The 13,311-nt window shown below is 40.5% G+C and carries 17 protein-coding genes; 12 read left to right on the top strand and 5 right to left on the bottom strand.

The annotated features are described in order from the left end of the window. Positions 1 to 21: 21 nt before the first annotated feature. On the bottom strand, positions 22 to 198 hold the full coding sequence (locus tag AAC000_RS17665) for a hypothetical protein (protein WP_339724526.1): 177 nt from the start codon (positions 196 to 198) through the stop codon (positions 22 to 24). A gap of 7 nt (positions 199 to 205) precedes the next feature. Beyond that, a complete protein-coding gene (gene lspA / locus AAC000_RS17660) occupies positions 206 to 700 on the bottom strand; it encodes a signal peptidase II (RefSeq protein ID WP_339724524.1) in 495 nt (164 codons plus the stop codon). A 167-nt stretch (positions 701 to 867) separates the two neighbouring features. Between lspA and AAC000_RS17655 the strand changes: the two genes are divergently transcribed. The 6 genes from AAC000_RS17655 (at position 868) to AAC000_RS17630 (ending at position 4,506) form a co-directional block, all read left to right on the top strand. Then, positions 868 to 1,311: a LuxR C-terminal-related transcriptional regulator gene (locus AAC000_RS17655; RefSeq protein ID WP_339724522.1), complete on the top strand. Its 444-nt coding sequence runs from the start codon at positions 868 to 870 to the stop codon at positions 1,309 to 1,311. A gap of 141 nt (positions 1,312 to 1,452) precedes the next feature. Further along, the gene (locus tag AAC000_RS17650; protein WP_339724520.1) at positions 1,453 to 1,791 is read left to right on the top strand and encodes a P-II family nitrogen regulator; all 339 of its coding nucleotides are present in this window, start codon (positions 1,453 to 1,455) and stop codon (positions 1,789 to 1,791) included. Between the two features lie 85 nt (positions 1,792 to 1,876). Next, positions 1,877 to 3,085, top strand: coding sequence for an ammonium transporter (locus tag AAC000_RS17645; RefSeq protein WP_339724518.1), 1,209 nt, complete (start codon positions 1,877 to 1,879; stop codon positions 3,083 to 3,085). Positions 3,086 to 3,233: 148 nt separating this feature from the next. After that, positions 3,234 to 3,764: a DUF4199 domain-containing protein gene (locus tag AAC000_RS17640; RefSeq protein ID WP_339724517.1), complete on the top strand. Its 531-nt coding sequence runs from the start codon at positions 3,234 to 3,236 to the stop codon at positions 3,762 to 3,764. A 14-nt stretch (positions 3,765 to 3,778) separates the two neighbouring features. Next, positions 3,779 to 4,114, top strand: a complete 336-nt coding sequence (locus tag AAC000_RS17635) for a VOC family protein (RefSeq protein WP_339724516.1) — start codon at positions 3,779 to 3,781, stop codon at positions 4,112 to 4,114. Positions 4,115 to 4,242: 128 nt separating this feature from the next. Then, positions 4,243 to 4,506, top strand: a complete 264-nt coding sequence (locus AAC000_RS17630) for a hypothetical protein (protein ID WP_339724515.1) — start codon at positions 4,243 to 4,245, stop codon at positions 4,504 to 4,506. Positions 4,507 to 4,547: 41 nt separating this feature from the next. Here AAC000_RS17630 and AAC000_RS17625 read toward each other — a convergent pair whose 3' ends face one another. Then, positions 4,548 to 6,401, bottom strand: a complete 1,854-nt coding sequence (locus AAC000_RS17625) for a diguanylate cyclase (protein WP_339724513.1) — start codon at positions 6,399 to 6,401, stop codon at positions 4,548 to 4,550. Positions 6,402 to 6,520: 119 nt separating this feature from the next. Next, the gene (locus AAC000_RS17620; protein ID WP_339724511.1) at positions 6,521 to 7,225 is read right to left on the bottom strand and encodes a glycosyltransferase; all 705 of its coding nucleotides are present in this window, start codon (positions 7,223 to 7,225) and stop codon (positions 6,521 to 6,523) included. Positions 7,226 to 7,454: 229 nt separating this feature from the next. Here AAC000_RS17620 and AAC000_RS17615 point away from each other — a divergent pair, with 229 nt between their 5' ends. Both AAC000_RS17615 and AAC000_RS17610 read left to right on the top strand, forming a co-directional pair. Beyond that, positions 7,455 to 7,613: a DUF3012 domain-containing protein gene (locus AAC000_RS17615; RefSeq protein WP_339724510.1), complete on the top strand. Its 159-nt coding sequence runs from the start codon at positions 7,455 to 7,457 to the stop codon at positions 7,611 to 7,613. A gap of 392 nt (positions 7,614 to 8,005) precedes the next feature. After that, positions 8,006 to 8,215 (top strand): DUF6500 family protein, encoded by a 210-nt coding sequence (locus tag AAC000_RS17610; protein WP_339724509.1) that lies wholly within the window; start codon positions 8,006 to 8,008, stop codon positions 8,213 to 8,215. 47 nt (positions 8,216 to 8,262) lie between these two features. Here the strand turns inward: AAC000_RS17610 and AAC000_RS17605 are convergent, their stop codons facing one another. Next, the gene (locus AAC000_RS17605; protein WP_339724508.1) at positions 8,263 to 9,189 is read right to left on the bottom strand and encodes a LysR family transcriptional regulator; all 927 of its coding nucleotides are present in this window, start codon (positions 9,187 to 9,189) and stop codon (positions 8,263 to 8,265) included. A 119-nt stretch (positions 9,190 to 9,308) separates the two neighbouring features. Here AAC000_RS17605 and AAC000_RS17600 point away from each other — a divergent pair, with 119 nt between their 5' ends. Genes AAC000_RS17600 through AAC000_RS17585 form a run of 4 tightly spaced genes read left to right on the top strand, consistent with a single transcriptional unit; the run spans position 9,309 to position 13,142 of the window. Next, positions 9,309 to 10,529: an acyl-CoA dehydrogenase family protein gene (locus AAC000_RS17600; protein ID WP_339724507.1), complete on the top strand. Its 1,221-nt coding sequence runs from the start codon at positions 9,309 to 9,311 to the stop codon at positions 10,527 to 10,529. Beyond that, on the top strand, positions 10,526 to 11,335 hold the full coding sequence (locus AAC000_RS17595) for an SDR family oxidoreductase (protein ID WP_339724506.1): 810 nt from the start codon (positions 10,526 to 10,528) through the stop codon (positions 11,333 to 11,335). The genes AAC000_RS17600 and AAC000_RS17595 overlap by 4 nt, the downstream gene beginning before the upstream one ends. Positions 11,336 to 11,339: 4 nt before the next feature. Continuing rightward, a complete protein-coding gene (locus AAC000_RS17590; protein WP_339724505.1) occupies positions 11,340 to 12,434 on the top strand; it encodes a phosphotransferase family protein in 1,095 nt (364 codons plus the stop codon). A 12-nt stretch (positions 12,435 to 12,446) separates the two neighbouring features. After that, the gene (locus AAC000_RS17585) at positions 12,447 to 13,142 is read left to right on the top strand and encodes a histidine phosphatase family protein (RefSeq protein WP_339724504.1); all 696 of its coding nucleotides are present in this window, start codon (positions 12,447 to 12,449) and stop codon (positions 13,140 to 13,142) included. Positions 13,143 to 13,311: the final 169 nt, after the last annotated feature.

Below are 13,311 nucleotides of genomic sequence, written 5' to 3'. Positions count from 1 at the left end.
ACTACAAAAACAGCATAGCCGTTACTTCTTTTCGTCTATCCAACGACTTAAAAGATCAGCAATTCTTTTATTGTCGTTTTCGGCGTAGGTAAGTAGCAAGTTTGCCATACCCTTTTTAGCTCTCACTTTGGGTTGCTGACGGGCAAACAGCTTGCTTAAAGGTGAGTGATACACACCTGATTTAACGCCTTTTGGCATCAGCGCTTCATTCCTTAGATTCAGCGGTTTTATCTTTAGCAAACAATAATAAAAATACCCCTAGCATAATAGCCATATCAGCAACATTGAAGATGCCGGTTCTTAAAGTGCCAATACCAATATTTAAAAAATCGATCACCGCACCATTATTAAGGGCTCTGTCGTAAAAGTTACTGATACCACCAGAAAAAATAAGAATTAACGACGATAGTCCAAATGCTGTATGTGTCTTAGTTCTTAATATATAAATGAATAGTGCAGCAAGGATTAAACCCACAGCACATACAAATATCCAAAACTTGGCTGAGTCTGACATGCCACTACCCATACCTAAAAATGCACCGGTATTTTCAATGTACCCAATACGCAGTAGATCACCCCAATAGCTGGTCATTTCAAATTTGGGTAAGTACTCAGATGCATACCACTTAGTACCTTGATCAATTCCGATACTGATTAAACAAATAACCACTATCATTTGTACGCGCTTTAAATTACTCATTTATTTTTATTTGCCCTTTATAATGTGACGCTATTATCACTAGATTGTAATTATTTCACGTACCCTAGTGACAGTCTATCTTGAGCCGCTTTTTCGTTATTTGTTTAGCGCGGTTTACCCAAGAATGATTGTTTGAGAAACTATCGTTAATCAACACAAGTCGAAACATGAAAAAATACTTACAAAAATTGCAGCAACAGATTACCACTATTCCGATAGTGATCCGCTATGGCACACTGTTAGCGTTAGCCTTGGTTTGTATAAAAACACTAGAATATCAAGTGTTTTCATTTCGATTGAATCAACAGCTGTATATTGGCATTATTGCGAGTTTTTTCTTGTTTTTAGGTGTAGCAGCTACTTATTTGTGGCGTCGATTTAACGATAGCCATGTGATTACAAACAACACAGTCCCAATTCTCACCATTAAAGAGCTTAAACTACTTCAAGGTTTAGCTCAGGGTTTAACCAATCAACAATTAGCCGATGCAACCTTCCTGTCAGTCAATACTATCAAAACCCAACTAAAATCACTCTATCGTAAGCTTCTAGTGAAAAACCGCAGCGAAGCCGTTGCCAAAGCGAAAAACTTAAACCTCTTAGAATTATAGGTCACAGGATCCGCCGTCAAAATGTTAACTAAGTGTTAACCAAAGATAATTAATTATCTTATTTAGTTCTAAAGACCGCCTCACCTGCTCGTTCTGCTTCTGTAATATAGGCATTTTAACTACAGTTCGGAGCATAAAAAATTGAAAAAAATCGAAGCCATAATTAAACCATTTAAGCTTGAAGATGTGCGAGAAGCACTAACTGAGGCTGGGATATTAGGATTAACAGTAACCGAAGTGAAAGGTTATGGACGTCAAAAGGGTCATACCGAAACCTATCGTGGTGCAGAATACAAAGTAGACTTTTTACCCAAAATAAAACTTGAAATTGTACTGACTGATGATCAAGTTGAACGTTGTATCGAAGTCATCATCGCCCAAGCCAATACAGGTAAAATTGGTGACGGAAAAATCTTCGTGTTTGACGTCGAACGTGCCATACGTATTCGCACCTCAGAAGAAGGTGAAGACGCCGTGTAGCGGTCGCTATGTAACAAATATAGCCTTGCTTTTACTCCCCTAGATTCCGTGAACATATTATTCTAATTATAAATTGAGATCCCAGATGCAAGATATTAATAGCGCAGTTGAAACACTGCTGCACAGTTCCAATACGTATTTTCTACTCATAGGTGCGATCATGGTGTTTGCCATGCACGCTGGCTTTGCTTTTTTAGAAGTGGGCACAGTCAGACACAAAAATCAGGTGAATGCCTTAGTGAAAATTATTACTGACTTTGCCGTTTCCTGTGTTGCCTACTTCTTTATTGGATATTGGATTGCCTACGACGTGACATTCTTTAATAGTGCGCAAGAGTTGGCCACAAACAACGGTTATGACTTAGTAAAATTCTTTTTTCTGATGACTTTTGCCGCTGCTATTCCAGCAATCATTTCAGGTGGTATTGCTGAAAGAGCCAAGTTTTACCCATTTTTAATTGCCTCTGCGTTAATTGTTTCACTGATATACCCATTTTTTGAAGGGCTCATTTGGAACGGCAACCACGGCTTTCAAGCTTGGTTACAACAAACCACAGGCGCAAGTTTTCACGACTTTGCTGGTTCGGTTGTCGTCCATGGAATGGGTGGATGGTTAGCATTAGTAGGTGTGTACTTTTTAGGTTTACGTAAAGGCCGTGAAAAAGACAACAAACTAATCGCCTTTGCCCCTTCAAATATTCCCTTTCTAGCCCTAGGAACATGGATATTATGTATAGGATGGTTTGGCTTTAATGTGATGTCGGCACAAAGTATGGACGGCATCAGTGGTTTAGTTGCAATGAACTCACTGATGGCTATGGTTGGTGGAATATTAGCTGCCTTATGGTTTGGTAAAAACGATCCAGGTTTTATACATAACGGTCCCTTGGCGGGTTTAGTTGCAGTATGCGCGGGGTCTGATGTCATGCACCCTATAGGATCATTATTGGTTGGTTTAATTGCGGGGTGGATTTTTGTGAAGCTGTTTACCATCATGCAACAAACTAAAAAAATTGATGACGTGTTAGGTGTATGGCCTTTGCACGGTGTTTGTGGTGCGTGGGGTGGTATTGCTGCTGGCATCTTTGGCCTTGAATCATTAGGAGGGCTGGGTGGTGTCTCGTTCACTGCGCAACTTATTGGCACAGTTGCCGGCATAGTTGTAGCGCTAATAGGTGGCCTAGTTGTTTATGGACTTGTTAACCAAATCACCACCATAAGACTATCCGAAGAAGAAGAATTTAAAGGAGCCGATTTAAGTATCCATAGCATTGGTTCCATCAATCACGACTAGTTTTTTATAATTCAAAGGGCTTCAAGGACGAAGCCCCTAATTATCACTAATATTTTCAATTTCACCCATTTTTCACCCCTCTAAACCCTTTATTTTATACATAAATAACATACAGTTAGATTTACAAAAACACTACAGGTTACAAAAAATGAACTCTATTCTTCGCTTTGGTTGTTTATATGGCTTGGCACTCGTTTTCAGTTTTTACCTATCTCATTTGCTATTAGGTACAGACCCAGACAATTTTACTAAAGGTGAAATTGTTGGCTACAGCGTGATGATCATAAGTTCGTTAGCTGTAGTCATGGGAATCAAAGAATTCAAGCAAAAACGCGCCCCCGCCCCTTTGGGTTTTATGAACGGCTTAGGAGTAGGTTTAGGGATCAGCTTCATCGCTGCAAGCATATTTGCATTGTATAACTGGTTTTATTTGGCTTTTATCAACCCAGAATTTACCGCGACTTACATTCAATATTCTGAGCAACAAATTCGCTCCAGTGGTCTAGACCCAGTCATAATTGAGCAACAACTTGCAGAATTAGCACATTATGCCGAGTTGATGAGTAGTAACTTCAATCAATCTGTAGTGATGTTTGCTACTGTGTTTATTATTGGGCTATTGTTTTCAGTCGTAACTGCGATAGCTCTGCGTACATCGCAAATACAACCTAAAATTTAAAAAAGGAGATTCCAATGGAGTTAGGACAATTTTCAGTTAGCCTTACCGTGAAAGACATTAAAAAATCCAAGGTATTTTATGAAACCTTAGGCTTTAAAGCACTTCCTGAATGTGGCTCTATCAACGATAAGTGGCTTATCTTACAAAAAGGTACCACTGTAATTGGTTTATTTGAGGGGATGTTTGAGTCTAATATTCTAACCTTTAACCCAACTGATGTCAGATCTATAGAGAAACATTTACAAGAAAATGGCATGGTTATAGAGACCGCCACTAAAGGTGAATCGGGCCCGGCCCATTGTGTTTTAAAAGATCCTGATGGTAACGTAATTATGTTTGACCAGTTTTAACGAGCGCTATTTTTATGGCTAATGAATTTGTTTGTTGGAAATGTGGGAAGCACCTAATCAATGTCATCCTGCCGATGTCACGACGTGAAGAGTGTCACAACTGTAAAGCAGATCAGCACGTGTGTAATATGTGCCTTTATTTTGTTAAAAATCGCTGTGACGAAGAGAGAGCTGAGCACATTAGTGATACCGAAAAAGCGAATTTTTGTGACTACTTCAAACCAAGCAACAAAACATTTAAAAGTGTCGACAAACAAAAATCTGCTAAAGCCAAAGCTGATTTAGCTGCCTTATTTGGCGATGAGCTCCCAGTAAAAACACCAGAAGATGAGTCTTTATCACCAGCTGAATTGGCGGACAAAAAGTTACGTGACATGTTGAACGGATTGTAATTGATGGCGAGGTTAATCCTTGTTTCAAGCTTACTCTACTGTTAGCTACAAATTTGATTTCTTCCATTCTGTTTACCCTGGTACAGCGCGTCATCTGCCCGTTTAAACAATGTTTCGAATGTATCATCTTGTTTTACCATAGCGACGCCACCACTAACGGATACTTCAACAGCAATAGGTTGCCCAATGGGATAGGCGCTAATGGCATCTTTCAGCTTATTGGCGATGGCAAAGGCACCTTCCAAGTCAGTGTTTGGCAATAAAATAAGAAACTCCTCGCCCCCCCATCGCGCTAATTTATCTTGTTCTCGAATGCCGGATTTAATCAGGTCTGCCCCAGTAATTAATACAATGTCGCCCACATCATGACCATAGTTGTCATTGATTTCTTTAAAATGATCGTAATCAATCAATACGATACAAAATACCTCCTGGGAACGACGATATCGCTCAAAAGCGCCCTGAATATACTGTTGTAAACCATGTCGATTATAAGTGTTAGTCAGAGGGTCGTTATTAGCCAAGGCTTTAAGCTCTATATTGGCTAACTTAAGCTGCCGTGTTCGTTGCTCTACTTTGGTCTCAAGTAGCTCACTCATCAGCACCAAATCTGCGTTTCGCTCCTTTAGCTTGTCAGTCAGGGTTTCGTTATTATTACTCAACTGATTAAATCGATTATTGGTCACAAAACTCTGGGACATAATAAAGCCAATAATACCTAAGCTAAAAAATCTGCCTGTAGTTATCACACCAGTTGTATTTAAAATATCATTAAGGGCAAAAGAAAAAGCGATTAGAGAACCAATCAACATAATACCTGCGCCTTTTTGTCTTTTGCTTGTTGCGACCCAAATACGCTGCAAGATGTAAAGCATGACAATCACTGCAATGACCTCAAATATCACAAATGGGATGCCAAAATAACGAGTCGGGAAGAATAAAACAAAGGCCGAAAAAAACATCCCCACCAGGTAGATAAAATAACAAAATTTGCGGTGAAACTCTTGATTGTAACTTAAGTGAAAGAAATACAGGGCTGTAGGAATGCCCGCATAAAAGCTCAAGAAATTTAACTTGGTTATCAACACAAAACCACCCGCCAGTTCTGACAATGCAAAACTCATATGTTCAATTGTAAATTCTCGAAGAAAAAACAACAGACATAAACATGCAAATACCAAAGGAATGTTATCTGTGGGTCGTAAGAAAAATTGGATCAAAGAATGGATAGCAGTAATAAGCAGTGCGCCCATAATAAACAGACTGATCGCCACTTTATCCCGTTGTAAAGTATACAGGGCATCTGCGTCTCCCAATACAATGGGTACCCATAACCCACCCCAACTCGAATGATAATTTGATATTTGAATGGTTATCGAAAACGTTTTGAGTCCTTCAGGAATTCTAACTATGGCAGTATTGTATCCTGGAGCTCCAGCCAACTCTGTATCTGACACAACGCCACCTGATGCCATAAATTCAGCATTAATATATAACCTATAGGCACTCTCAATATGTGGTATTTGGAGCGCCAAATTGCTCGCGCCGTTTTCAAGAGCAACATCTAATTGATAAGTAGCATAGCCAATAGCATCATATTTTTGATGGTAGGTTGAAGATTGCCAGCCGCCATGGCCTTGGATGAAAGTAGACTGTTTGATAGATTCTTGTGCTTGGCTAGGCTCAAGTAGTTGATTCCAAAAGAAGCGCCACTGTCCATCTAAAGCCAGCGTTTCTCTTTGCAAAAAATCCGAGGGCTGAATAGATGTCTGGCCATTGATGGCACTTTTGGTACCGGGCTGTAACGCTATACCAAAATGATAGATGAGAGGCAAAAATAACAGCATAGTCATAAAGAACAATGCGATTGATAGCGCCTTTGACCAAATTGCCATGTGAAATATTCTTAAGGCAGCCATATTTTCCTTAACTTAAGCTGTATGTACAAGATATTAACAAATTGTTGCTAATACATACTAACAATTTCCTTGTTTAAATATCCCTGAATTTCCGGTTATTTTTTATACTTGGTATTTAAATCTATACCCTTTTCATATAGGGCATTCATATTTTTATCTGAACCACTAAAGTAATAACACCACTTCATATATTGGTTCTTAAGTGCCTGACTATAGATCCCATTGGTTTGAAAACGCACCGCAGAAGTACAACTGATATAGGGCAGTCTATGAGGTGTTGCCTGACTATTAAGTTTTAAACAAATCTCAGTATCTTCAAAAATATCAATGTCAGGAATGAGTCCGACATCAAGTAACAACTGTTTTTGGGCAAATAGGCAATGGTCCAAATAATACACCCTACGCCAATCACCGCGAATGCGATTCGAATACCAAGACGTGAACCTTAACAAGGGGTGCTGAATATCAAACTGATGGGTAAAGGCGCCCCAAGATAGTTTTGGGGCAAGCTTAACTAGGGCTTTAATACCTGCAACATCCACTAGACTACGTGGATGATGAAGCAATACCATGTCGAACTTGGCATGTTTAATCCCTGCATTGAGTCGACCTGCTCGCGAGGCAATATCGGTACTGATTAAGCAAGCATTGAACTGCTGAATGAGCGAAACCGTATTGTCACTGCTGCCACCATCCACACAAATGACTTCAATGTCCGCTAGTCCATGGTATGCACTAAGCATTTTGGCCAGATAACCCGTTTTGGATTCATTTAACGTGGGAACAACAATACTAAGCAAGGTAATAAGCTCTTTTTGATTCTCTATTGGCTAGCTTAAACCAAACTAGCAGGCAGTATAATAAACGTTGAAACATCAATTAAAGCAACTAGGTTTTAAACTATTTTTATTTTAAAGCACTGACGAATGACTTAAGGCATCTGTACTCCTTAAACAAATTCTTTTATGCTAAACGTCAGGATTTATTTTGTTAACTAACTTTGATTAGGAATTTAAGGAATAACAGTTTATGAAAAAGTTAATCGGTATTTTTGCAGTAGCATTATTTTTAAGTGGTTGTGCACCAGAAATTGGTAGTGAAGAATGGTGTGCAGATATGAAAGAAAAGCCCAAAGGTGATTGGACAGCATCAGAAGGCACCGACTTTGCCAAACACTGCATTTTTTAGTTTTAAAGCAAGCTAAAACTGAAGTTATGGGGCATGTGTATGGCTCATAACTTCAAAATCATCAGGCTTTACAGAAGATTCAAGCTCACAACGCAATACATCCGAGTGTACTCAAAAATGCTAGTTTACTAACCAATAACCCTTTTCTTATATAATCACTTCTACCAATATTTAGCACCACACATGGCCGTTAACTATAGAAACCCATACACTGTGCGTCAGCGACAGCAACTGTGCCAAATTCATTTCAAGTATCTTTTTTCAAAGTATCGATGCGAATTTTAGGTAAACTGATAAGTTGGCATTTAAGTTTTTGAATCAGCCTTGTGCTTTTTTTGATGAAAATGCGCGACCAATAGTGAAGTCCATAATAACAGAGCAAAAGGTCAATAATGCGAGATAAGCTACGCCATAAAATCATTGAAGTGTGCGATAAAAAGATAGCTGCTAAGGGTCCATCGGTGGGTTTATCTTTCTACGCGTTTTTTGCTAATAAAAATGATGATCCTGAACTACTGATGGAAGCCGCCACTTGGTGGATTACAACCCATCAGTTAGACCATTTTGAAAAAGCCATAAAGATTAAAAATATGCTGTTATAACTGGCTCCAGATAACAGTCCCATTTGTCCATCACAGTTGATAGTGGCTTAAAATGTTTTTAACATTGCTTGCACTATGCCTCTAAACCAACTTAGTGCTTCATCGTCTTGGGTGTTTTTATGCCAATAAAGGTGTGTTTCAATATTGGTTAGTTTTACTGGCATGGAAACTTCGATTAATCCATTGGATTGGGTTGAGTCTGCCATCAATTCTTTGCCCAGCATATAAGGCACGGTTAATAAGAAGTCAGATTCAATCAACATGGCTTTTGCTGCGTAGTAGTTTTGGCAGCGAATACTGATATGTCGAGAAAGCCCTTGTTGTTGGAACAAAATATCCTCTGCAGCATCACCGCTTGGGCGATTGGACACACCAATGTGTTTAGCGGCAAAGTAGCTACTTTGTGTTAAGTCCCTTGCAAGGGGATGCCCTTTGCGCATTAAAACACAAAATTCACCGTCAATGAGTTTAGTGTGTAAAACCGGAGGTTTAATCGGTAGAGCCACATCAAATGCCATATCAATATGCCCAGCCCCTAACTCTCGAGTTAAATTTTCTCTATCAACTTTGACACTAGAAAAAGTAGCATTGGGTGCTAACTCAGCCAGCTTTTTAGCCAAGCTCGGCAAAATCGAAGGTTCAAGAGCGTAATGAATCCCCAAACGAAAGTGATGTTGACTGTTAAGGGGCTGAAATTCCCCCCAGTGCTGGAGTATTTGTCTTAGTCGACTTAGGTTGTCAATTATCTGCGGCGCCATACGCTGACAAGCAGGTGTAGGCAACATGCGATTATTACTGCGCTGAAAAAGTGGATCACCCAGATATTCTCGAAGCCTTTTTAAAGCATGACTCACAGCCGAGGGGGTAATATGCAACACATCTGCCGCCCGCGACATATTTTGCTCTTGATAAATACTTTCGAACACCTTAAGTAAATTAAGATCAAGCTGCTGTATTTTTGATACGTCTGGCATTTACAACCCCAATGAATAAAATTCACAATAACCATATAGTATTTTTCATTTCATTCAATTAAATAAAGAGACTATGCTAGCTTTAAGTTCTACTTTTTCCTCACTTTGGAGTCACTATCATGGATTTTAATCACAGCGAAAAAACACTAGGTTATATCGAACGTGTTAAAGCCTTTATGGATGAACACGTTTATCCCGTTGAAGAACAAATTTATGCCGAAACTCTGGAGTTAAATCCCGCTGGAGATTGGCAAAATTGGCAAGTTCATCCGTCAATTGAACCTCTTAAAAAGAAAGCACAACAAGCGGGATTATGGAATCTATTTTTACCTGACGCTAAATTAGGCAAAGGTCTCACCACTTTAGAATATGCGCCGCTAGCAGAACAAATGGGCCGAGTATTATTTGCCTCAGAAATATTTAACTGTAACGCTCCTGACACAGGCAATATGGAAGTGTTATATCACTTTGGTAACGAATACCAACAAAACAAGTGGCTTAAACCATTACTTGCCGGTGAAATACGCTCTGTGTTTGGCATGACTGAACCCGATGTGGCCTCATCTGATGCCACTAATATGCAAGCTACGGTTGAATTAGATGGCGATGAGTTAGTGCTTAACGGAAAAAAATGGTGGAGCACTGGTTTAGGTCACCCTAACGCAAAAATCGCCATTTTTATGGCCCTGTCTAATCCAGAAAATGATAAACACAGCCAACACAGCATGGTCGTAGTACCTCTAGACACACCTGGCATTGAAATTAAACGTATGTTGCAAGCATTCGGCGATTATGACGCACCTTCTGGTCATGGCGAAATGCACTTCACTAATGTACGAGTACCTAAAGAAAATCTGTTAGTGGGCATGGGTAAAGGTTTTGCTATTGCTCAGGGTCGCCTTGGGCCGGGTCGTATTCATCATTGCATGCGATCTATTGGCGGCGCTGAAAAAGCCTTGGAGCTTGCGATGCAGCGCGGTATGTCACGAACTGCATTTGGTAAACCCTTAATGATGCTAGGAGGAAATCGCGAACGTGTCGCAGAGGCGCGCATCGCCATTGAACAAGCCCGTTTATTAACTCTACAAGCTGCTTGGAAGATTGACAACGTAGGGGTTAAGAATGCCATGGTGGACATTTCTGCCATTAAAGTAGCAGTGCCCAAAATGCTTGAAGAAGTGGTTGATATGGCAATCCAAATACATGGCGGAGCCGGAATGTGTGACGACTTCCCACTGGCCAGATTTGCTGCTGGCGCCAGAGCCTTGCGCCTTGCCGACGGTCCAGATGAAGTACACAAAGGCATGGTTGCACGCTTAGAGTTGAAGAAATATCAATGAAAAAAAATGTATTAATAACAGGTGGCGCTTCCGGTTTAGGTGAAGCGCTGGCGTTACAATATGCCAAACAAAATTATGATGTGTGTATAGCCGATCTTAATTCAGAACGTGGGCATAAAGTAGTGGATAGTATCTGCAAGTCAGGTGGCGCCGCCTTCTTTTTACCTTGTGATATCACTAACGAAACCAGCATTGAGACACTCAAACAACAATTGCTAACGCGTTGGCCCCAAGTGGACGTATTAGTGAACAATGCAGGTGTTGCCACGGGTGGCGCCTTGGAATTTGAAGATATCGAACAGTGGGAATGGGTATTAAATATTAACGTATTGGGCATGGTGCGTATGTGCCGTGCATTTGTGCCTATGATGAAAAAACAAGGTGGAGGCAAAATAGTTAACATTGCTTCGCAAGCTGGGATCACCCCAGCGCCACTCATGGGAAGCTACAATGCCAGCAAAGCGGCAGTAGTGAGTTTTTCTGAAACCATGCACCTTGAATTAGCTGACGATAACATTCATGTGAGCGTGGCTTGCCCGGGGTTCTTTTCCACTAACTTGGACGAATCGCTGCGTAGCAATCAACCAGGCGTGGCAAAACTGGTGAGTAAAATGCTGCATAATTCATCGGATATTACCGCAGCTAACGTAGCCGAAGCCATCTACCAAGACAGTGAAAACCTCAAGTTTATAACTATCACCCATAAAGAAGGTCGTACTGCGTTTCGTATGAAACGCTGGTTAGCCCCGATGCGTTATTTGGCCATGATGAAAAAACAATTAAAAAACTTTAAGCCAAGAGCCTAATACCTTGAGCGACACTGATACACAAAAGGTAATAGATACAGCAGGTCAAGTAAGAAAAGGCGAAGAGCTTAATCTCAAAACCTTGGTTCCTTGGCTAGAAAAGCATATTCCTAGTCTTAAAGGCGAGCCTAAGGTGACCCAATATTCTGGCGGCGCATCTAACTGGACATATTGTTTAAGTTACCCTACTGAAGAGGGTGCGGTGCGTGAAGTCATTTTACGCCGCGGACCTGCGGGAACCAAAGCTAAAGGTGCCCACGATATGGGCCGTGAGTTTCGTTTACAGACAGCCTTAAAACCTGTTTATAGCTATGTGCCAAAGATGTTAGGTCATTGTAATGATGAATCAATATTAGGGGCAGAGTTTTATGTGATGGAAAAGCTCAATGGGCTGATCCCAAGAATGAACCTACCTAAAGGGCTCAAACTTGAACAAAACAGTACTCGGCAACTTTGTCTGAATGCGTTGGATAGCCTAATAGAGTTACATCAAGTAGATTACCAAGCAGCAGGACTCGACCATTTAGCCAAAGGTGAAGGTTATACCCAACGTCAAATAGAAGGTTGGAGCGCCCGTTATACCAAAGCCAAAACATGGAATGTACCCAGCGGTAAATATGTCATGAATTGGCTTAAAAATAATAGGCCTCGCCATGAGTATATTTGTTTAACCCATAACGACTTCCGATTTGATAATTTAGTATTAGATGTTAATGACCCTACTCAAATTTTAGGCGTCTTGGATTGGGAACTCGCTACTTTAGGCGATCCTTTAATGGACTTAGGCAATAGTTTAGCCTATTGGGTGCAAGCAGATGACGATAAGCTCGCTAAATCGACCCGTCGTCAACCCACACATTTACCTGGTATGTTGACCCGCAAAGAAGTGATTGACTACTACTTAGAAAAGACCGGATTTAAGGTCGACAACTTCGCCTTTTATGAAGTCTATGGTTTATTTCGATTAGCGGCCATTGCACAGCAAATTTATTATCGTTATCACCACAAACAAACCGATAATCCAGCCTTTAAACACATTTGGTTCTTTGTACATTATTTGCTTTGGCAATGTCGCAAAGCCATCAAAGGTAAACGCTAAAGGAGCACTACTATGACAGCGATTTATTTGATTAGGCATGGACAAGCATCTTTTGGTAAAGCCGAATATGATTGTTTATCTGAGCTTGGCGAACAACAAGCGGCGCACTTAGGTGATAGTTTTAAAGCTCGAATTGGCAGCTTTGATAAAGTAGTGCTAGGCAGTATGCAGCGGCACCATCAAACGGCACAAGGTTGTCTAACCGCTATGGGGCAAACCAATTTTGAAATGCATCAAGATGCAGGATGGAATGAATATGATCATCAAGACATACTCGCACAATTCGACCCTGAGTTAGCCACTGCCAAAGGTGTAAAAGACTATGTAGGACGCCAAGACAATCCACATAAAGCCTTGGAGCATGTGATTGCTCAGGCTTTTAGTCGCTGGATAGGTAGCTTACATAATCAAGATTATATTGAGTCTTGGCCAGAATATCAGCACAGGATACAGACCGCCTTAGCAAACTTAATTAGTCGCCTTGATGGTGAAAAACGTGTCGCGGTGTTCAGTTCAGGTGGGCCCATTGCATTGTTATCTCAAGCCATACTAGGTGTACCCGCAGAAAACTTAATGACCCTTAACTGGACCCTAGTAAATTGCGGTATCACCAAACTCATTAACACCAAAAAGAGAGTGATTTTATCCACACTCAACGAACACAGCGTATTTGAGGGCAAGAGTAAGCACCTACTGACTTACAAATAAAAACCTAACAAATTTGAACCACAGAGGCCACCGAGAGCACAGAGTAAAAGAAAAGTATGATTTTAAATCTGTTTCTCTTTGTAGCGTAGCGCTCTGTGTTCTCTGTGGTAAATAAGCTTTTGGCTTTTGGCTTTTGGCTTTTGGCTTTTGGCTTTTGGCTTTTGGCTTT

Origin of the sequence: uncultured Paraglaciecola sp., from assembly GCF_963977085.1 — a bacterium.
In the GTDB taxonomy this organism is placed as follows: domain Bacteria; phylum Pseudomonadota; class Gammaproteobacteria; order Enterobacterales; family Alteromonadaceae; genus Paraglaciecola.
This window is presented reverse-complemented; position numbering and strand designations above follow the sequence as displayed.